At 58.9% G+C, this 21,098-nt stretch carries 18 protein-coding genes; 15 read left to right on the top strand and 3 right to left on the bottom strand.

From position 1 onward, the window contains the following. The first annotated feature begins 243 nt into the window (after positions 1 to 243). From aroB to KJA79_RS10025, 3 genes are all read left to right on the top strand, one after another. Entirely contained in the window at positions 244 to 1,380 is a 1,137-nt protein-coding gene (gene aroB, locus KJA79_RS10035) for a 3-dehydroquinate synthase (RefSeq protein ID WP_213041910.1), read from the top strand. Between the two features lie 7 nt (positions 1,381 to 1,387). Next, a complete protein-coding gene (locus tag KJA79_RS10030; protein WP_213041909.1) occupies positions 1,388 to 2,647 on the top strand; it encodes a GAF and ANTAR domain-containing protein in 1,260 nt (419 codons plus the stop codon). Between the two features lie 477 nt (positions 2,648 to 3,124). Continuing rightward, the gene (locus KJA79_RS10025) at positions 3,125 to 3,511 is read left to right on the top strand and encodes a CC0125/CC1285 family lipoprotein (RefSeq protein WP_213041908.1); all 387 of its coding nucleotides are present in this window, start codon (positions 3,125 to 3,127) and stop codon (positions 3,509 to 3,511) included. A 21-nt stretch (positions 3,512 to 3,532) separates the two neighbouring features. Here the strand turns inward: KJA79_RS10025 and KJA79_RS10020 are convergent, their stop codons facing one another. Continuing rightward, positions 3,533 to 4,447: a hypothetical protein gene (locus KJA79_RS10020; protein WP_213041907.1), complete on the bottom strand. Its 915-nt coding sequence runs from the start codon at positions 4,445 to 4,447 to the stop codon at positions 3,533 to 3,535. 363 nt (positions 4,448 to 4,810) lie between these two features. Between KJA79_RS10020 and KJA79_RS10015 the strand changes: the two genes are divergently transcribed. From KJA79_RS10015 to KJA79_RS09960, 12 genes are all read left to right on the top strand, one after another. Then, positions 4,811 to 6,580, top strand: coding sequence for an NAD+ synthase (locus KJA79_RS10015; RefSeq protein WP_213041906.1), 1,770 nt, complete (start codon positions 4,811 to 4,813; stop codon positions 6,578 to 6,580). A gap of 139 nt (positions 6,581 to 6,719) precedes the next feature. After that, entirely contained in the window at positions 6,720 to 7,598 is an 879-nt protein-coding gene (locus KJA79_RS10010) for a DUF6733 family protein (protein ID WP_213041905.1), read from the top strand. A gap of 74 nt (positions 7,599 to 7,672) precedes the next feature. Further along, positions 7,673 to 9,004, top strand: coding sequence for an ammonium transporter (locus tag KJA79_RS10005; protein ID WP_246507557.1), 1,332 nt, complete (start codon positions 7,673 to 7,675; stop codon positions 9,002 to 9,004). Positions 9,005 to 9,112: 108 nt separating this feature from the next. Next, on the top strand, positions 9,113 to 9,451 hold the full coding sequence (locus tag KJA79_RS10000) for a P-II family nitrogen regulator (protein WP_213041904.1): 339 nt from the start codon (positions 9,113 to 9,115) through the stop codon (positions 9,449 to 9,451). Positions 9,452 to 9,484: 33 nt separating this feature from the next. Then, the gene (glnD, locus tag KJA79_RS09995) at positions 9,485 to 12,136 is read left to right on the top strand and encodes a [protein-PII] uridylyltransferase (protein ID WP_246507555.1); all 2,652 of its coding nucleotides are present in this window, start codon (positions 9,485 to 9,487) and stop codon (positions 12,134 to 12,136) included. 49 nt (positions 12,137 to 12,185) lie between these two features. Further along, positions 12,186 to 13,595 (top strand): type I glutamate--ammonia ligase, encoded by a 1,410-nt coding sequence (gene glnA / locus KJA79_RS09990; protein WP_213041902.1) that lies wholly within the window; start codon positions 12,186 to 12,188, stop codon positions 13,593 to 13,595. A 320-nt stretch (positions 13,596 to 13,915) separates the two neighbouring features. Next, positions 13,916 to 14,746 carry a formate/nitrite transporter family protein gene (locus KJA79_RS09985; RefSeq protein WP_213041901.1) on the top strand — a complete coding sequence of 277 codons (831 nt, stop codon included), beginning with the start codon at positions 13,916 to 13,918 and terminating at the stop codon, positions 14,744 to 14,746. A gap of 52 nt (positions 14,747 to 14,798) precedes the next feature. After that, a complete protein-coding gene (cynS, locus tag KJA79_RS09980; protein WP_213041900.1) occupies positions 14,799 to 15,239 on the top strand; it encodes a cyanase in 441 nt (146 codons plus the stop codon). A 52-nt stretch (positions 15,240 to 15,291) separates the two neighbouring features. Beyond that, a complete protein-coding gene (locus KJA79_RS09975; protein WP_213041899.1) occupies positions 15,292 to 15,486 on the top strand; it encodes a hypothetical protein in 195 nt (64 codons plus the stop codon). Then, positions 15,486 to 17,090 (top strand): ferredoxin--nitrite reductase, encoded by a 1,605-nt coding sequence (locus tag KJA79_RS09970; RefSeq protein WP_213041898.1) that lies wholly within the window; start codon positions 15,486 to 15,488, stop codon positions 17,088 to 17,090. Before KJA79_RS09975 ends, KJA79_RS09970 begins: the two co-directional genes overlap by 1 nt. A gap of 55 nt (positions 17,091 to 17,145) precedes the next feature. Further along, a complete protein-coding gene (locus KJA79_RS09965) occupies positions 17,146 to 17,922 on the top strand; it encodes a CBS domain-containing protein (protein WP_213041897.1) in 777 nt (258 codons plus the stop codon). A 347-nt stretch (positions 17,923 to 18,269) separates the two neighbouring features. Beyond that, positions 18,270 to 19,454: a glycoside hydrolase gene (locus KJA79_RS09960; RefSeq protein ID WP_246507553.1), complete on the top strand. Its 1,185-nt coding sequence runs from the start codon at positions 18,270 to 18,272 to the stop codon at positions 19,452 to 19,454. A gap of 81 nt (positions 19,455 to 19,535) precedes the next feature. Here the strand turns inward: KJA79_RS09960 and KJA79_RS09955 are convergent, their stop codons facing one another. Both KJA79_RS09955 and KJA79_RS09950 read right to left on the bottom strand, forming a co-directional pair. After that, positions 19,536 to 19,967, bottom strand: a complete 432-nt coding sequence (locus KJA79_RS09955; RefSeq protein WP_213041896.1) for a surface-adhesin E family protein — start codon at positions 19,965 to 19,967, stop codon at positions 19,536 to 19,538. 476 nt (positions 19,968 to 20,443) lie between these two features. Further along, a partial coding sequence (locus KJA79_RS09950; RefSeq protein ID WP_213041895.1) for a hypothetical protein occupies positions 20,444 to 21,098 on the bottom strand: 655 nt, incomplete at its 5' end.

Genomic DNA, 21,098 nt, shown 5'->3' with positions numbered 1-21,098 from the left:
GCCGTCTCAATGGGGGCGATTCCCATTTATATGATCTCTTCCCCCCTCCTGAGGGGCGCTCCTTCCGAGTCGCTTCTTCCAGTCAACACGCAGGTTTGTAATCGGCTCTCCGACTGGGTCTTGGACGGATGGCTGCCGGATCGGTCCAGACGACTTCCTGTGAGCGGTGTCATATCGCACTCAGTGCGATCAGCCCCAATCCGAGTTTCTGATTGGCGAATCATGGAGAAAGACAAGACAGATATGGCTCAGCAGACCATCCACGTTGCGCTCGGTACGCGGAGCTACGACATTCGCATCCGGCGTGGGCTGGTGAACGATCTTGGCGTAGAACTAACCCGGCTTCGTCGCACAGGAAAAGTCGGGGTGATCACCGATCGGCATCTTGCCGGCCATTACCTGAAGCCGGTGATGCGTGTGTTGAAGGCTGCCGGGTTCACAGTCACACCGATTATCTTGCCTCCAGGAGAGCAAACGAAAACGCTTCGCTCCATCGCGAAGGTAATGGATGCATTGGTGGACGCTCGCTTTGAACGGAGTTCCACGTTGCTGGCCTTGGGAGGCGGCGTGGTGGGGGATTTGACCGGATTTGCCGCAGCGATCTATCAGCGAGGTATTCCCTTTGTGCAGGTCCCGACCAGTTTGGTGGCGCAAGTCGACTCCAGCGTGGGGGGGAAAACTGGGGTAGATCATCCCAAAGGAAAGAACTTGATCGGCGCCTTCAACCAGCCGAAGGCCGTGCTGATCGATCCGGCTACGCTCCATACGTTGCCCCCGCGTGAATGGGTCGCAGGGCTGGCGGAAGTCATTAAGTATGGAGTGATCGCGGACGCACCGTTTTTTGAGTATTTGGAGCAGCACATGGCGCGGATCCTCACGCTGGACGACGTGGTGGTCGCGCACATTGTGAGGCGGTCTTGTGAAATCAAGGCGGAGGTCGTGTCGGAAGACGAGCGCGAAGCCGATCGGCGGCGTATTCTGAATTTTGGGCATACGATCGGGCATGCATTGGAATCGCTTGGCGGGTACAAGGGACTCATTCACGGTGAGGCGGTTGCGGTTGGTATGGTGTATGAGGCCGATCTGGCACGACACCTCGGCTACTGCGGCCAGGAGGTGGTGGATCGGTTACGTCGGCTGGTGGAAGCGTCCGGCCTACCCGCGCGTATGCCCGACGTGACGTTCCAAGACCTGTGGAGCGCCATGCAGCAGGACAAGAAGGTGTCCGCTGGAACAGTCTATTGCGTAGTTCCCGAATCAATCGGAGCGGTGCGGGTTGTCGCCCTTCCCCAGCAGGAGACACGGGCCTGGTTTGCGACCGTTCGCCGCCGTGAACCACGCGTCCGGAGCGCCGTCGCCGGCAGGCGGCGGGTGCGGTAGGAGTCTCATGGCGCCGAAGCGAACCGTGCCTCAATTGGAACAGGCCTTGCGGGAGAAAACGCGGGAAGTCGATGTGCTGCACCGCATCAGTGAGTCGATCAGCAGCACGCTCGATCTGGAATCCGTGCTTCGTCATATCGTCGACGTCGTGGTGGAAGCGACGAAGGCCGATGCCTGTCTCTTGTATCTGCTGTCCGACAAGAGGGACGAACTGATTTTACGAGCCTCGAAGAATCCCCATCCTAAGCTGATCGGTCGCATCACCATCGGAATGGGCGAAGGTATTACCGGCTGGGTCGCGCGAGAACGGACCCGGGTCGTGATTCCAAACAGCGCCAGCGATGACTCGCGCTTCAAATTTTTTCATAACCTTCCTGAGGACCGCTACCAAGCGTTCGTCTCCGTGCCTATCACGACTAAACAGGAAGTGGTCGGCGTGATCAATGTGCAGCACAAGCGCTCACGACGCTATCGCATGGATGAATTGGCGCTCCTGTCGACTATTGCGACGCAAGTCGGCGGGGCGATTGAGAATGCTCGCCTCTATGACCAGATGACGCGGAAGGCTCTCCAGTTGGATACCTTGTCGCAAGTGTCGGAGACCCTCTCCTCCAATCGTTTGATCGAAGACGTGCTGCAATTGATCGTGACGATGACGGCCCAGATGATGGGATCGAAAATCTGTTCCATTATCTTGTTGGATCAAACGACAGGCGAACTTCGCATCGCCGCCACGCAAAGCCTCAGTGAGGAATATCGACGAAAACCGAATGTGAAGGTTGGCCAGAGCATCAGCGGTCGGGCGGTGCAAGACCGTCGGCCGATTATTGTGCCGGATGTGACCAAAGAAGGTTCGTACATGTATCCGGACATGGCCGCGAAAGAAGGGCTCTGTTCGTTGCTGTGCGTGCCGATGCTGGTACGGGAAAAGGCGATCGGCGTTATCAATACCTATACGTCCACGCCGCACACCTTCACGGCCGAAGAAGTGAAGCTGATGCAGGCCATCGCCAATCAGGCGGCGATTTCCATCGAGCACACGACGCTGTTGGAGAAGTCGTTCGAGATGCAGGAGGCATTACAGGTCCGCAAGCTGCTCGATCGGGCCAAGGGCTATCTCATGCGGGCGAAGCGCCTGTCCGAAGAAGAGGCGTTCAAGCTCATTCAGCGGCAGAGCATGGACCTCCGGAAATCCATGCGCGAAATTGCCGAAGCGATTTTGTTGGCCGGCGAGATTGAAGATCGGGCCGATAAGAATAGAGGGTAACGGGGAGGCCGAACTTTCCCTCCCACGATCGAGCGAGCCGTTGCGCCCCCAGTGTGGGAATCTCGGCGCGTCTTGCCCAGCGTCTATATGCCTGCCGGTAGTGCCCATACCCACTCCCTGAATTCCAGGTGTCTTTGTTGCCTTGCACCAGTGAGTCGCTGAGAAGCCGTTGGCGCCGACGCGGTAGCGCCTGACGGAGAGGTTGGTCTTTGCCGGCTAGCCTGTGCGGCGCAGGTGCGAGCGAACAGCAAGACATGTCGGTGAGCTGCAGTCTCAATTGAACTCATGAGGGCGTCATATTACTATTCACCCCTAGAGTCGGCGGCAGGATTGGAGGCGAGCCACTAGCCGGCGCGGTGAGTCCTCAGATGCGAGTTATGCATGACAGATCGTTACCACAGCTGGATGTCGTCGAAATGCCGTCGGGGGAGGACGCCCTTCACTCGTATGAAGCAGTCGAACTGTGATGAGGGATCCATGTCGAGGGTGAGGGATGCCGTTCTCCTCCTGATGATGGTCGCGACCACTGCCTGCGCGACGGGGCAATACCAGCCGCTGGCGGGAGCTGCGAGAGAGGAAGTTGAGCAACTCAAGGACAATGTCTATCGCGTCGAGTACAGTGTCAGTTCGTTTACCTCGCAATCACAGTTGGACGCATACTTGCAGCGCCGTTGTGCCGAACTGACGCTGCGCGAAGGGTATGACATTTTTCACTTGGCTCAGCGCGCCGATGTTCTGGCGTTCTCGCGTCGAACGTCCATGACGGTGACAATGTATAAGGGCCAGAAACCGGTTTGGGCAGACGATGTCTACGATGCCAGGGACGTGCTGGCCCGGTCGGCAGTTGTCTTGAGCGGCGATTAACGCATCAGGCAGAGGGAGCGGTTATGGAGTCGGGGCAGATTTGCGAGGGGCCGGTTTGGGCTTGGCCTTGGAGGCGGGCGACTCTTTCTCCGCGAGTTGGCGTTTCAGCATGTCGAGTTCGGTCTTGAGCTGCTGCAGTTCCTCGGCCTGTTTGACCACCAGGTCCTTCGTGGCCTGCAGTTCTTGGTGCAACCTTGTCTGCTCGTTTGCGACAGGAATAGGCGGCGGAGCGACCTCTACGACCGACTGGTGCTCGGAAGGGGCGGTGGGCCACGGAGGGAGTTGGGCCAACGCCTCAATTGAGACCGCCACATGCGGCTGGTCCGGTTCGATGTTCATCCAGGACTGGGGGACATCGGTACGTACCAAGGCCTGTGTCGGCGAAAAGGAGAGCGCCAGCGTCGCTGGTCGAGTGTCTGTCTGTGCGGGTCTTGCGCGATAGTGTGAGAGGCTTACTCGCAGTAGAGATTTTTGCACATAGATCGTGCCCTGCGTTCGGAGGCCGTCATCGTGCAAGGTGAAACGTATTCGCTGATCCGCCTGTGCCTCTGCAAGGGCGCGGACGAGGAGGGGGCCCAAGAACTCCATTTCCTCGTGGGAGAACAGCGGGTAAACCTGCTGTGTCGCGGCGTTTCCTGGCCTCTCAATGCCTGAGACAGACAAGCCAGCCAGGAGGTGGGAGATCACCGAAACCGGGATCGTCGCCGGATGCGAGGCCTGAAAGGCCGTCTGTGGGCTCCCGTATTTTGCGGTGGTCCCCCGGCTGGCTAACCGCTCGAGCGCTACCTTTCCAAGCGGGCCTTCCCCGACCGGGGTGAGGGGTGAGCCGGTGCTGCAGGCGACTACATGGAGGCATGTGAAGAGGGCCAGGCTTATGTGCCAGACCTGTAAGGGGCGTCGGAATGCTCCGTGAGCCTGGTGCGGTAGAGTGCGCATGGGGCTGGATTCTAGCATATGGGGCGCGCCGACGCTGCATGCTCTGGGGGAAAACGCCGGTGAAGGTCGGTTGACAGCCGATTGTGGCCGGTGGTATTGTTCGCCAGCTTTTTCGGGGACAACGGAGTCTTCGAAAAGTCTCCTTTACAGAGATGGCGCAGGACAACGACGTCCTCCGATCCACCGAGGTGGGTCTGAGGACTTTTTTTTTATTATCAGCATGCTGAAATCGGCCCTCAACTTCGTTCTCAGTCTCTCATCCACCTCGACGTACGACTCACAGTACGCCTCGGCGTCTGAGCTCCTTGCGGCCTCGTTGAATGGCCGATTTGAGCATGCTGTGATTGCAGGGGAAGCCCGCTAATGCGATCGCTGCGAATCGCCATGGCTCAGATCAACCCCACCGTCGGTGATATCGACGGGAATACGGCGCTGATTAAGGCCTGGATTAAGGAAGCGCGGCGGGCCAAGCCGGACATCGTGGCATTTCCTGAATTGGCCATTACCGGCTATCCGCCGGAGGACCTGTTGTTCAAGGCCCGCTTTATCGATGACACGCAGCGTGCGTTGAAGGCGATTACAGCGGAGGCCCATGGATTGGTGGTGGTCGTGGGTTATGTCGGCCGTGAAGGGACCGGGGTGACCGCGTCCGAGGCGGCGGCCATGCCATCTGCCGGTCGGCATGACTTATACAACGCTGCGGCAGTGCTGGCCGAACGCCGGATCGTCGCCAATTACTGCAAACGACACCTGCCGAATTACGGGGTGTTCGATGAAAGCCGGTACTTTCATCCCGGCACTCGCCTTCCCCTGCTGATCCTCAATGGCACCACGATCGGGGTCAACATTTGCGAAGACATCTGGTATCCAGAAGGTCCCTCTCGCGCGCAAGCGGCGGCTGGCGCCGAGGTGATCGTCAACATCAATGCCTCGCCGTTTCATGTCGGGAAAAGCCGCGTGCGAGAGCAGGTCTTGGCGACGCGCGCCCGTGAGAATCGTGTGTTCGTCACCTACACGAACACAGTAGGCGGGCAGGATGAACTGGTCTTTGACGGCTGCAGCGTGATCGTGGATCAGACGGGTGAGATCGTTGCGAGGGGCAAAGCCTTCGCACAGGATCTGTTGGTTGCGGACCTTGACGTGGCGGCTGTCGGGCGGGCGCGCCAAGGTGAGGGGCGGAAGAAGCCCGTGCCGCCGCGCGTGGCGGCCCTGATTGATCGGGTGGAGGTACGGGTGCCGGCGCGAAAATCGTCGTCCACGGTGGTCCCGCCTCTGGGGCTCCCGTTGGAGCGTGTGGATGAGGCCTACCGTGCCCTGGTGCTCGGGGTGCAGGATTATGTGCTCAAGAACGGCTTCAGGCGGGTCGTTATAGGGCTCAGCGGCGGCGTGGATTCGGCCTTGACGGCGGTCATCGCGGTCGATGCATTGGGCGCAGACAATGTGCTGGGGGTGTTCATGCCCTCGCCCTACACGTCGCGAGCGAGTCGGGAAGATGTGGCTGATCTGGCCCGGCGCCTGCGCATTCAGGTGGAGACCCTGTCGATCACGACGACCTTCAAGAGTTACCTCAGGACGTTGTCGAAGCCGTTCGCCGGCAGTCGCCCCGACACAACCGAGGAGAATCTGCAGGCCCGGATCAGGGGAAATCTGCTGATGGCCTATTCGAATAAGTTCGGCCATCTGGTGCTGACCACCGGGAATAAGAGCGAGATGAGCGTCGGATACGCCACGTTGTACGGCGACATGGCCGGAGGATTCGCCGTCATCAAGGACGTGCCGAAGACCATGGTGTATGAGCTGTCGCATCTGCGAAATCTGGTCGGGCCGGAGCCGGTCATTCCCAAACGCGTGCTGGAGCGAGCACCGACCGCGGAGCTGCGCCCCGACCAAAAGGACGAAGACAGTCTGCCGCCGTATTCCATACTTGATCCGATTTTGAAAGCCTATGTCGAGGAAGATCGCGCACTGGAAGACATCGTCGCGATGGGGTTCGATCGGGAGACGGTCGCACGGGTCATGGTGATGGTCGATCGCAGTGAGTACAAGCGGCGGCAGGCCCCGCTCGGCATCAAGATTACGCATCGGGCATTCGGCAAAGATCGCCGGATGCCAATTACCAACGGATATCGGTAGTAGCTCGGGTATCTTCACGACCGACAACGACGTCGGTCAGCAACACTGGCAATGGCGCCAGAGAGACGGGGCTCACAAATCGTCGTGTACGACGGTTCAGGAGCAGGGCACATTTACTTCTTCTCTCTTTGGAGGCGTCATGAATATGCTGGTTGGGCGGAAGGCACGGGCATGGGTGTTGGGATTGGCATTGCTGGCGGGTGGTACGGGAAGCGTGCTCGTCGAGGCACACGCCGCGACGACGGACGACCTGATGGATACGACCAAACACCCCGTGTCGGTGACCATGGCGATGCAGGCCGACAGTTTTTTCGGGTTTAATCCCTCCATATACGGCACCTACGGATTGACCGATAACATCGCACTCGCCTTCAACTTCACCTATTGGACCATGATCAACGGTGTGGGCGTACATGACAATGCGCCCTGGCTCGAAACGGACGTGGGTCTGAACTTTACATTCCTCGACAAACGCCTGTCCGTCACCCCGATGATCGGGTTTGTGCATGGCAGCCTTCTGTCTTCGCGCGGCGGCTTCTTTCCCAACGGCGGCGGCAGTGTGAATGAGCGGACCACGGCCTTTGAAGGTGCGGTGCCGAACATCATCGCGAACTATGTGGACGATCGTTTCGAAGGCGAGTTCTATCTGGGCTACTACAAGGCAATCCGTAGCGAAGGCGGCAGCGGAGGCGGCGGGGCGACCGGGTGCAGCGGGCTCGTCGATACCAATTGCTTGGGCACCAGTCAGACCGGTGGCCGGGGCACGTGGGACTTTCTCCACTACTGGGTCAGCGCGGGTGTGCGCATGAACAGCATGTGGTCCCTCGGCGCGCATTACGAACATCTGCTGACCACGCGTGACAGCAGTGCTCCCGGCGCAGCGCAAGACTATTACCGCTGGATCGGTCCGTACGTTGAAATGAAGTTGCCGGGCAACATGGCTTTCCGGTTCACGGCGGGGAAAGACCTGACAGACAATCAAGATTTCTATAAGCTGAAGTTCACGAAGACGTTTTAAGCTCCCGTCCTGGCCTCCTCCTTCGCGGCGTGAAGGGGGAGGCCTTGGGGCAGGCGGCACAGCCGAAGGAGGACATGGTGAAGGCATCGGCACAGCGGAAAACGGTCATCGTGGGTGCGGCAGCGGGCTTGGTCCTGCTCACGGGGCTCGGAGGCGGGCAAGCCTGGGCGGACGCGACAACGCTCAAGGTGGATAGTGGTGATACGGCATGGGTGCTGGTGTCGTCGGCATTCGTGCTGGCGATGCTGATGCCGGGGTTGGCGCTGTTTTATGGCGGGCTCGTGCGCACGAAGAACGTGCTGGGCACGATCATGCAGAGCGTCATGATTTTGAGTGTGGTCAGCCTCTTGTGGATTCTGTGTGGCTACAGTTTGGCGTTCGGGCCGGACAAGGGCGGGGTGATCGGGGGATTGGATTGGATCGGCCTCAGCGGGGTCGGCAGTCAGCCCCATCCGAGTTACGCGCCGACGATTCCGCACCAGGCCTTCATGCTGTTTCAGATGATGTTTGCGGCCATTGCGCCGGCGTTGATCACCGGTGCGTTTGCCGAACGCAAACGGTTTACCTCGGCCGTGCTGTTCGGCGCCCTCTGGTCGGTGCTGGTCTATGTGCCGTTGGCCCATTGGATCTGGGGCGGAGGGTGGCTGGCCCAGATGGGGGCGTTAGACTTTGCCGGAGGCGCCGTGATTCATATCAGTTCCGGCGCGGCGGCTCTGGTCTGTGCGATTGTCTTGGGCAAACGGCGAGGGTACGGCACGGACTATATGGCACCCCACAATTTGCCGATGACCCTCCTGGGGGCCGGGTTTCTCTGGTTCGGATGGTTCGGGTTTAACGGCGGCAGTGCGTTGGGCGCGAATGGGATTGCGGTGTCGGCCATTCTCGCCACCCATGCCGCGGCGGCTATGGGAGCAATTTCCTGGTGTGGAGCCGAATGGATGCATCGCGGAAAACCGACGGTCCTGGGTGTGGCCAGCGGTGCGGTCGCCGGCCTGGCGACGGTGACGCCCGCGGCCGGGTATATCGGCCCGTTATCCGCGATCGGCATCGGCTTGGTGGCCGGCATGTCCTGCTATGCGGCAATTGTCTGGAAGGGGCGATTCGGCTATGATGACTCGCTTGACGTCGTGGGCATCCACGGAGTCGGAGGGGTGATCGGGGTGCTGGCTACAGGCCTCTGTGCCAGCAAGGTCGTCAATCCCGGAGGCGCTGATGGATTGTTCTTCGGGAGTCCTGGGTTCTTCGGCGTCCAAGTCCTGGTTGTGATCGTGACCACGGTCTTCTCTTTGGTCGCTACCTTTGTCATCCTCAAACTGGTTGATGCCCTGACAGGATTGCGGGTTTCGTCCGAGGAGGAAGCGACCGGGTTGGATTTGAGCCAACATAATGAACGCGCGTACTCATGAGTGAAGCCGACGGCGATCAGCAGTCAGCCTTCAGCATGATGCTTGGAGCGTCTTTCTTTTAGCTGAGAGCTGGCAGCTGAGAGCTGACAGCTACCTCTGGAGGCAAGGATGAAATTAATCGAAGCCATCGTCAAACCGTTCAAGCTCGACGAAGTGAAAGACGCCCTCCTTGAAATCGGGATTCAGGGCATGACGGTCACGGAAGTGAAGGGCTTCGGCCGTCAGAAGGGGCATAAGGAAACCTACCGCGGCCAGGAGTACACCATTGAATTCGTGCCGAAGGTGAAAATCGAAGTCGCGGTGAACGATGGGCAGGTCCAACGCGTGCTCGAGACCATCACGCGTGCGGCGAAAACGGGCAGCATCGGCGACGGAAAAATCTTCGTGCGGGAGCTCACCTCCGCTGTCAGGATTCGGACGGGTGAAACGGGGGAAAGCGCCCTCTAACGTATGTCGCACGCCTTGAATGCAGATTCGCATATGGTGCACGAGGCCCCACTGGTGGTGTCCCAACTGCTGGCCGAACAACGCCAGGCGATTCAGCAGCGATTGCTGGCCGGTGCCTCGGGTGAGGAGGTGGTGACGGCTACGACGGATTTGGTGGACGGGCTGATTGTCGGCCGCTACCGGACTGCAGCCCGCGCCGGCGGCGAAGCGCTGACGACGGTGGGCTTTCAGCAGTGCTGTCTGGTCGCCATCGGAGGGTATGGGCGGCGGGAATTGGCGCCGCATTCCGATATCGATCTGATGTTTCTCTTTCATCCGGATGCCGCCAAGGTGATGCCGGAGTTGGTGAAACAGGTGCTCCATCCGCTCTGGGACAGCGGGTTCCAGGTCGGACATAGCGTACGGACTATTCAGGACTGTATCGATTTGGGTTTAGCGGATCTCACGGTCCGGACCTCGATGATGGAGGCCCGGTTTCTTGCGGGGAGCCCCGAACTGTTTCAGCAGTTTCATGCGCGGTATGTGCGGAAAGTCGTGTCGAGCGGGTTCGATGCCTATCTCGAACAGAAAGTGGCCGAGCGTCAGCGTGAATACCAGAAGTTCGGCGAGACGGTGTATCTTCTGGAGCCGAACGTCAAGAAGAGTCAAGGCGGCTTGCGAGATCTGCACCTGTTGCAATGGATTGGTTCGGCCCGGTTCCACGCGCCCACCATCCGGGAACTGTCCGATCGCGGCATTCTGTCCCAGGCCGACTATCGTGCGCTCAAAGAGGCGCGGGAGTTTCTCCTCCGCGTGCGCTCGTTTCTCCACATTCGTGCCGGCATGGCACAGGAAATTCTCACCTTTGATGAGCAGGTCTGGCTGGCGAACCAGTTGGGCTTCACCGATCGACCTCATCTGCTGGCCGTCGAACAGTTCATGCAGCAGTACTACCGGCACACCATGGGGCTGCATGCGGCCTTGATGCGATTTGTCGAACGATGTCGGCGTCGAACCTTGTGGCAGCGGGTGTCGCGGTGGTTGCCGGCTCAGCGGATCGAGCGATATTTCGCCATCGACGGCGAAGCCTTGACGGTGCCCGCCGAGTCGCGCTCCCAGGTGTTGGGAAAACCGGCATTACTCCTGACGCTGTTTGATCTCGCGCGATCGCGCAAGCTGAGCATCGATCCGTCACTGCTGGAAGACATTCACCGGCATGCCGAAACACTGTCCGTCGAGCAGTTCCATTCGCCGGAGACCGGACGCACCTTCCTGTCGATTCTGGCCGGGCCCGGTACGGCAAAAGCTTTGGAATCAATGCATCGCGCGCATCTGCTGGAGAAACTCGTGCCGGCCTTCTCGCGGGTCCGTGGGCTGATGCAGTTCAATCAGTACCACAAGTACACCGTCGACGAGCATAGTTTACTGGCGGTGGCGAAGGCCGAGGCCCTGGCCGAGCATCCCGGCGTGTTAGGGGACGTGTACCGAGAGATTAAGCGGAAGGACCTGCTGCATTTGGCCCTGCTCCTTCATGATTTGGGAAAAGGCCATGAAGAAGACCACAGTGAGGTCGGGAAGCGGTTGGCGGAAGAGACTGCCGCACGTCTAGGGTTCGATGAGCGGGAGTCACGAACCCTAGTGATGCTCGTTCATCGCCACCTGCTGATGGCTCACACGGCATTTCGTCGCGATCCGTATGACGAGAAGGTGCTGCTTCCCTTTGCCCGCGAAGTCGGGACGCCGGAGGTCTTGCGAAAACTCTTGGCGCTGACGGCTGCGGACATCGCAGCGGTCGGTCCGGATGTGCTCACGAAATGGAAAGAGTCTTTGCTCGTGGAGTTGTATCTGCGGGCGATGCAGGAGGTCTCCGGCGAGCGTGAAACCGCGGATGAGCCGCAGCGGTTGGCGCGCATCGCCGATGACGTGGTGGCACAGGCATCGGACAACCAAAATCTGCCGAACGACAAGGCCTGGATTCGATCAGAACTCGAACAATTCCCTCTGCGGTATGCCTACGGCACGAGTCCGAGGCGGATTGCCGTCCATCTGGGCGCCATTCGCCGTCTGCAACCGGGCGGCGTCGTGATCGAAACGGAATTCAACGCGCCGCTGGGTACCTGTGAATATGCCGTCATAGCGCATAACGATGTGATCCCGGGCTTGTTCTCAAAGATCGCCGGGGTCATGGCGGCGGGCGGGCTGCAGATCCTGGATGCGCAAATTGTGACACGAAGGGATGGTGTGGTCGTGGATACCTTTCAGGTCGCCGACCCGGATTACCAGGGTGAGCCTCCTATGGACCGGCGCGAGTCGATTGCGGCAACGATTACGGACGTGCTGACCGGTCGGCAATCGATCGAGGCGGTGATGCGGCGTGGAGCCCGGTTGAGTCTGGGGCGATCGTTGCCCGCTCACAGACAGCCGGCGGAAGTGCGGATCGACAACGAGACATCCGACCGCTTTACCATTCTTGATGTTTTTGCGGATGATCGGCAGGGATTGCTGTACATTATCACGAACGCCATTTTTCAGTTAGGGTTGTCGGTGCATGCGTCCCGGATTTCCACCAGGCTGGATCAGGTGGCCGACGTGTTCTATGTGACCAGTATGGACGGGAAAAAAGTGGAAGAGGTCGGCCGTCTGGAAACCATCCGGGCGTCGATCCTTAATGAGATTGAAGTGTTTCTTGGGGCTCATGCGGCGTAAGGACGGCGAGTGAAGGTGTTTTTTTATCGGCGGTTGAAAGGAGGAGGGAATGAACGTTCGTGAGGTGTTAGATTTTGCAAAGAAGAACAAGGTCCAGGTCGTGGACATGAAGTTCGTGGACCTGATCGGCACCTGGCAGCATTTTACGATTCCGGTCAGTGAACTGACGGAAGGCCTGTTCAAGGACGGCTCCGGGCTCGACGGGTCATCGATTCGCGGCTGGAGGGCGATCAACAACAGCGACATGCTGCTCGTGCCGGACCCGGCGACCGCCTGCATGGATCCGTTTTGTTCGGTGCCGACGTTGAGCCTTATCGGCAACGTGGTCGATCCGATCACCCGGGAAATGTACGACCGCGACCCGCGGTTCATCGCCCAGAAGGCGGAGAAATATCTCCAGAGCACCAAGATCGGCGACACCTCCTACTGGGGACCGGAAGCTGAATTCTTTATCTTCGATCATGCGCGGTACGACCAGACGAACCACAGCGCCTACTACCACATTGATTCCGATGAGGGCGTGTGGAATATGGGGCAGGAGGGGGTCAATCTCGGTGGAAAGATTCGCCACAAGGAAGGTTACTTTCCGGTGGCGCCGACGGATACGCAGCAGGATATCCGCACCGAAATGATTCTTGAGATGGAAAAGGCAGGCATCGCCACTGAAAAGCATCATCACGAAGTGGCGACGGCAGGGCAGGCCGAAATTGACATTCGCTTCGACAGCCTGCTGAGAACCGCCGACAAGATGATGATGTTCAAATACATCGTCAAGAATGTCGCGCGTCGGCACGGCAAGACCGTGACCTTTATGCCGAAGCCGATTTTTGGCGACAACGGATCGGGCATGCATACCCACCAGAGCATTTGGAAGGACGGCAAGCCGCTGTTTGCCGGGAAGGAATATGCCGGCGTCTCGCAGATGTGCCTGCACTACATTGGCGGTATCTTGAAGCATGCGCCCGCGCTGGCCGCCTTCACCAACCCATCGACCAACTCATACAAGCGCCTCACTCCTGGCTTCGAGGCGCCGGTGTTGTTGGCCTATTCGAGCCGCAACCGGTCGGCTGGTATTCGGATTCCGATGTATTCCCCCAGCCCGAAGGCCAAGCGGATTGAAGTGCGCTTCCCAGATCCGGCTGCCAATCCCTATTTGGCTTTTGCTGCGATGTTGATGGCCGGCCTGGACGGGATCGAGAACAAGATCAATCCCGGAGAGCCAGCGGAGAAGGACCTGTACGATCTCGAGGCGAAGGAAGCCGCGAAGATCCGCACGATGCCGGGCAGCCTCGACGAGGCGCTCAACCACTTGGAGAAGGATCATCAGTTCCTCCTCAAGGGCGGGGTGTTCAGCGAGGACCTCATTGAGGCCTGGATCGGCTACAAGCGCACCAAGGAAGTCGATACGATGCGGTTGCGGCCGCACCCGTACGAATTCTTCCTGTACTACGACGTGTAGATCTATCGCCTCTTCGTCGAGGGCGCTTGACGAATCTTTGAGGCGGTGGTATACATGCCGAATGCGGGTGAGCACAGGCAACGGCGCCTGGTTGTAAACCTGCTCCATATACGGTACACGGACAATGGCGTCCGTCATTCTTCCAAGAGTGGCGGACGCCGTTTTCGTTTTTGCCGACGTTGAAGTCGGCTGACAGCACCGGGCGAGGTTGCAGCAACCTCGCCAAGCAGGACAAAGACGTCCTTTCCCCCACTTGCGGGGATAGGGACGTCTTTTTTTTTAAATTGTTCGGGCGCAATGACCACCGAAAGGAGAGCCTCATGCATACAGCGGATCACGAGCGGATCGCAGGGGTGGCAGCAAGGAAGTGGTCGTTTTTCGAACGGTCACCGGGCGGATATCTCATCCTTTCGGCTTTGGCCGGGATCTATCTCGGGTTTGGAATTGCGTTGATCTTCAGTGTGGGGGGACCGTTGGCGGCGGTCGCGTCTCCGGTGGTCAAACTCGTGATGGGGGTGTCGTTCGGGATTGCCTTGACGCTGGTGATCTTCGCGGGGTCTGAGTTGTTCACCGGCAACAACCTCATCGGCACGATCGGTGGTCTGACAAGAAGTCTCAGCTGGGCGCAAGTCATTCAACTCAATGCCTGGTCCTGGATTGGCAATTTGGCAGGTTCGTTGGGGTTGGCCTGGCTCATTGTCCAATCGGGCGTGTTTGCCAAAGGGCCGACGACGGAACTGATCGAGAAAGTGGCTTCGGTAAAAATGTCGCTGCCTGCCTGGGAGCTGTTCGTGCGGGGCATTCTCTGCAATTGGCTGATCTGTCTGGCAGTCTGGATGACGGGTCGAACGAACAACGATACGGCGAAGATTCTCCTGATCTTCTGGTGCCTGTTCGCATTCATCGGCACCGGGTTCGAGCATAGCATCGCGAATCAATCGTTGTTGGGCATGGCGTTGTTTCTGCCGCATGACGCCGCTGTGAGTTGGGGGGCTTTTTGGTACAACCAGCTGTTCGTCGTGCTGGGGAACCTGGTGGGCGGCGGATTGTTTGTCGGGGGTCTCTATTGGATGGTGAGCCCCTATCGCGTGACGGAAGCGACGGCGGCCCCGGTGGCTCAACCGGTGGCGTCGGCGGTGGCAGGATCGTAATGAAGCGCGGTGCGGCGTGCATTCACGGGCGAATCACGAAAGGGAGATCACAATGGAAAAAGCAGCAGTACGCAAGGCGATAAAGACGCAGCGGTTGAACAAGAAGGTCACGATTGCAGAGGTGGCGAAGACGGTCGGGAAGAATCCGACGTTCGTCGCCGCGGCGTTGAACGGGAACCACCGCCTATCACCGGAGGAAGCGGGCAAAGTGGGGAAGCTGCTGGATTTGGATAAAGAACAAATCAGTTCGCTGAGCGCATTTCCCGTCCGGGCCGATTTCCCGAATGCGACGGATCCATTTAAGTATCGCCTATTGGAAGTCATCGGGGTCTACGGCGACTCACTGCGGGAGATGGCGAATGAAATGTTCGGTGACGGGATCATGAGCGCTATTGATTTTACCTTGGATATGGAAAAGGTGACCGGCAGCCAGGGCGAGGCCCGGTGCAAGATCACGCTCAATGGGAAGTGGCTCGAATACAAAACGTTCTAGTTGACGAACCGGGTGATGCCGCTGAGACGGCACCCACAGAAGGGAGGACACCATGAAGACGACTGCAGAAACGGCGGTGTTGACGCTGCTCGAGCGACAGGCGCCTCAGTCCTTCGAAGAGTTGGTGGCCTTGTCCGGTCTCAGCGCATCACAGATCTTGCTGGTGGTGGATCGGTTGAGTCGGGAGGGCGCGGTGGTGTTGAGGAAATCCGGACCGGACTATTCCGTCGCATTGGGGGGCGCGTGATGAACAAAATTGAAGCGATCAAGTCGGAACAAGACGGATTATCGGTTCGTGACAGGCTGGCACACTATGCGCAAGCTGGGTGGGAGGCCATCCCGGAAGACGATGTTCAACGGTTGAAATGGTACGGTCTGTTCCTGCGGAATCCCACGCCCGGGTACTTCATGCTGCGGGTGCGCATGCCGGGCGGCCACACGACGGCGGCTCAACTCCACGTACTGGCGGACATCGCGCTGGCGCATGGCAACGGCGTGATCGATGTGACGACCAGGCAACAAGTGCAAGTGCGCCATCTCACGATCGCAGCGGTGCCTGCGGTGTTCGACAAGCTGACGGAGGTGGGGCTCACGTCGATGCAAACCGGCATGGACAGCGTGCGGAATATCATGACGTGCCCAGTGGCCGGTCTGAATCCCAACGAACTGCTCGACGGAACCGACATCGTGCGCGCGATCAATCACGAAGTGCTGGGAAATGCGGCCTATACGAATTTGCCGCGCAAGTGCAATATCGCGGTGACCGGCTGCGCGGACAATTGTCTCCACACGGAGACGCAAGACATCGCGTTGGTGCCGGCCTATCACGACTTGGGCCACGACAAGTGTTACGGCTACAACGTCCTGGTAGGCGGGAAGTTGGGCTCCGGCGGCTATCGCATCGCCAGTTCGTTGGATATGTTCGTCAATCCGGCGGAGGCCTTTGACGTGTGCCGGACGCTGCTGCACATCTATCGGGACCACGGGCCACGAGAGAATCGCACGCAAGCGCGGTTCGCATTTCTGGTCGAAGCCTGGGGCGAGGCACGGCTGCGTCATGAGGTGGAGGTGCGGATGGGGCGAGCGCTGCCTGCTGCGGGCGTCGATGCTCGAGCGGCGGCGGAGCGCGATCACATCGGAATCTTCCGCCAAAAGCAACGTGGCATGAACTATGTCGGGCTCAAAGTGCTGGTGGGACGGATCAAAGCCGCGGAGCTACACGGCATCGCCGGGTTGGCGGATCGATATGGGACAGGTGAAGTGCGACTCTCACCCGCGCAAGCGTTCGTCATCCCACATATCAGCGACCGGCTGGTGGGTGAACTGGCGGAAGAGCCGCTGGTGAAGCAATTCGCGTACAATCCATCGGCCCTCTACAAGGGGTTGGTGAGTTGCGTCGGCAGCGACTATTGCAACCTGGCCGTCATTGAAACCAAAAGCCGGGCCGTGGAAACGGCGCGGACGCTGGAGCGGAGGTTGGGCGATACCCTCAAGCCGATCACCGTCCATTGGTCAGGCTGTCCTGCCGGCTGCGGCAATCATCTCGTGGCGGATGTTGGATTGCTCGGCAAAAAGGCCCGAGTGAACGGCAAAGTCGTCGATGCTGTCGACATCTTTGTCGGTGGCCGTTCGGGGCCGGATCCGAAGTTGGCCATAAAGATCATGGAGGATGTGCCCTGCGACAAGCTTCCGGCGGTACTGGAAAATGTGATGCCGTATCATACGCGGGACAAAATGCATCGGGTTCGTGGAAAGGTCGTGCCCAAGGCCGGGAGCGCGGCGAAACCGGCGTCAGACAATGAGAGGGCTGCCATCCTGCCCGGCCTCACGCCGCAACCCTTTTCGGCGTAAGGCTTGAGCCGATTTCGGACTTGAGTTATTCTCCTGGGCTCAACAAGGAGGCAGTATGGCCAAGAAACTCAAGTCGAGCCAGGAACCGGCTGATGTGCTCAGCCGGCATATCGAAGATGTCCGTGGAACACTAGCGACCTTTCAGACGTTCTTATCTCGGCGGAAGGGGAATGCGTCGCTGGAGGCATTTGACGAGCAGGCCGAGGAACTGCTGAGCGAGGCGTTTGGTGGGGCCTCGGAGGAACTGGAGGCGTATCAGTACGCCAAGCTTGGCGAGGCGGCGATTCTTCCGGAGGAGGCGCAGGAGGCGGGTACGCACAATCTCGATCGTGAGAGCCTGCATCAACGCAAGCAGGTGCTGGAAAGTTGCCTGGCGCAGCTTGAACTGAAGCGCAGCACCAGGATCGGCCGTGATTGGCGGCGAACGCTTGGAGAGCGGATCGACGGCCGTACGGTGGCGGAATTCATGTCATCCGAGGTCCGAAGCGTCCACAAAGGCGCGTCCATTAAAGAGGCCGGTCGCCTGCTGCAGAAGTGGCGCATCGGATCGTTGCTCGTCGACGACGGTTCCCGTTATCTCGGCATCATTACGGATACGGATCTGAGCCGAAAAGCAGTGGCCAAGGGGTTGGATCCGAACACGACGACGGTGATGTCGTGTATGAGCAAGGTGGTGATCACCATCGAAGACAGCGAGCCCATCAAGGAGGCTCTCCGGCTGATGAAGAAAGAAGGCATTCGCCACCTGCCGGTGACGGAAGACGGCACGATCATCGGGGTGTTATCCGTGGGAGATCTCCTCCGCGCGTACCAGAAAATGCTCGAACTCTAATAATAGATTGGTCGGGTTCATCAGCTTCATCCGGTTCACGGGAAGGCGCCGGCGTACCTCAATCTGCGACCGGCCCTCCCGTGTACTGCGGTCTTGCCGTGGCGGCGCTCTGGAGTATTCCTCGGCGCCGCACCTCTTCCCCACCATATCATGCGGCGACTGGTAGTGGACTCATCATCCGCCGCTGGTCTCGACCGGTTGTCCGGTGGTTACAGAGCGTCCTCATTGCTACGACGCCGAAGCCGTGCGGCTTGGTATGGCGGCATCACCTCCGTACTGCCACAATAGTCGCTCGTCGACCGCCGCTCAAGTGGCTGCAGTCAGGACGCCCTGGTCTCAAGGGAGTGATGAAGGGAGGCAAGATGTACGATGATGGGCAGGACGCGAGCAATGGCCGGCCAGGAGTGATCGCGGCGATTCCAAGGCATCACACCGCCATGCGCATCTTGCTGGTGGTGCTCTGCGCCATGGCGTGTACGGGAATCTGGCCGGTAAAGACCGCGGCTGCGGATGTGTCGGATCCCGGTGCGGTGAAATGGCACCCCGGCCACTACTATGCGCCGATGTCGTTCATGCGGACCAACCCGAAGATCATGGCACAAGTCTATCGCGAGCTGCAGGCGACCCCCGCGTTGCGCGGGCTGCAGATGCGTGTTGAGTGGCCGGAGTTGGAACCTGAGGAAGGTCAGTATGACTTTACGGCAATTGAGCGGGTATTGGCCGAACTGGCGCCGCACAACAAGCGGCTGATTGTGCTGTTGGAGCTGAAATCCTTCAAGCCTCAGGTGTTGCCCGTGCCATTCTACATGGCAAGCGAGACATATGAGGGAGGGGCGTTCCCGTTCAGCAGTTACGGTACGGATGCGCCACGCGGAAATAATCTGAAACTCTGGAACCCGGCGGTTCGTGATCGCCTCGTTGCGCTCATTCGTGAATTGGGGAAGCGCTTCAACGGCCATGCGCATTTCGAGGGCATAGGTCTTCCCGAAACTGCGATGGGACAACCGCTCGTCCCGGTGTCCAAGCGTGACGTCGAGCGACAGTACGACAATCTGCTCAGTGTGCAGCAAGCGATGCGCGCGGCGTTCCCGAACACGATGACGTATCAGTTTGTAAACTATCCGCGCGAGATGTTGCCCTCGTTTGTCGGCCAGATGCGCACAATCGGGACGGCGTTGGGCGGGCCTGATGTGTTCATCGACGACCCCGGCTTGAACTTCGACCGTCCGAATAAGCCTAAAGGGGCATACCATTTTTATGCGCCGTTGTCCGGCGTCGTGCCGTTGACGCCCTCGGTGATGCAGTCCAACTATGAGAACACGCAACACGACGGACGAGGGAGAGTACCGACCATCGCCGAGTTGTTCGCGTTTGCGCGAGACCGGTTACGGGCGAACTACATTTTTTGGACCCGCGCCCCGAACTACTACCCCAAGGTGTTGGAATTTATGAGTGGGCTGTCTGCGGCGGACGGCCAGGCCCGTGGGCTCAATCCGACCTGTCCCAAGGTCTACGCGTCGTGCGTGGAGTAGGGAGCAGGCGGAGAGTGCCAAGGCCATCTGGGCAGAGGCGCCGGTGGAGATTGCCTTGGACGGCCCAATCTGATAGTCGGGCTAGGAACTCCCGCAGGCGGCTTTCAAGAGCCCCCCGGTGGCGGTGCCCTGTGTGGCTGCAGACCACTGGTTCGAGGTGCCGCCGGAGCGCACGATAGTGCCGGCTCCCATTTGCCCGGAAAACCAGCTCGACTTGAGCGACTGGCTTTTCTTGTTTTGGCAGTCGTATTCGCGCTGTGTGGCTTTGGAAAGAGCGGGAGCGTTTCCACCTTCTGTCTGTGCGCTCTTGTAATCGAACAGGTCGAGCATCACGACGGTTTCATCGGCTTTCTTGATGCTGGCGTAATCGGCGTAGTAGACGTAGCTGTCCGTCTCGCCGATCTTGGCCCATTCTCCCACCGGCTTGAGGCCGGAACCGGCGCTGTCACCGCTTTCCCCGCATGCAGTCAGACCCGCGCAGCAAAGCAGGACCACAGATAGTCGTCGTAGCATGATTTCCTCCAATCACTCCGCAGCTCCCACTGTACCATGGTTTGGCCGAATCTCGACGCGGGGTGGTTCCGATACATGCAGAGAGAGGCCGGAGGAGGTTGGCGTTTTCGGGGAGGCAATTCCCACTGGGATCAAACCGACGGCCCCCCTTATTCGAGATCAGTTGAGGGCTCAGTTGATATCGGTGGTGTTGGCGTAATCTTGTGCTTCTAGCCCGTAGATGTTCACGGGCAGGGGCTGCCATTCTACTGCAGAGTAGGCGGCAGCATATCTACTGCATGGAGGTAAGAACGCTTGGCTAGGAGGACGGTATCTGGTTTTGTGTGAGTGCAACCGCCGACCAAGAAATCTGCTCAATAAATGCCGAGGACTGGGTTCCGCAATAGGGGAGGAAGATTCTCTGGGACGTCCACTCGACTGATTGAATGTGTCAAGCAATGTCGCAAACCATTAATGGCTGGCCAGGTGGACTACTCTCAATCAAATGATGACCACTGGGTGCTGCTTTTAGCAAAAACAGCAAAGAGAAACTCCGAAAGGACGGCCCAATGTCCCATAAGATCGCTAGAGTGTTGCGAAAGCCAATCAGAAGGTGAATCAAAGGCCCATCCCCTGATGTTACCGAATCCATGCAACTCAGGCGTCCGAAAGTCTTGCTCGAACTTTGTTAGTGCATCGCTAGCGAGAGCGACCATCTCCGGAGTTACATCGTCAAACCCAGCAGCGAAGTGCGTGAAGAAAAATCTTCGCTTGCTTCGCTGTCCCTGAAGTCGTCGGACCAGGTCCGCTCCCTCAGTTACCATTGCAACCCATAGAAAAGTCTTGTCCCATACTGATCGGATTCTTGCGATGAGAGAAAAGGCTGATCGTGATCGACGTAAGGCAATGGAGAACGATTGCAAATTTTCATAGGGACGATAGTTCATGCGCGCGATGTCTGGAACTAAGTATTTGTTCTCCATCCCTGCCAGACCGCTGAGATCGTAATGGGTGTGAATGAAACCAAGTTTGATCTCGAGTGCAAGGGCGATTCTTCTGGATAGCTCAACGTCGCTGACACCTGATGTTTTGCCAAAATCGTATAGAAGGCGGAGAGCCGGACAGTCTTGAACTAGGGAAGGTCTGATTAAT

The organism is Nitrospira defluvii (assembly GCF_905220995.1).
Lineage (GTDB): Bacteria > Nitrospirota > Nitrospiria > Nitrospirales > Nitrospiraceae > Nitrospira_A > Nitrospira_A defluvii_C.
This window is presented reverse-complemented; position numbering and strand designations above follow the sequence as displayed.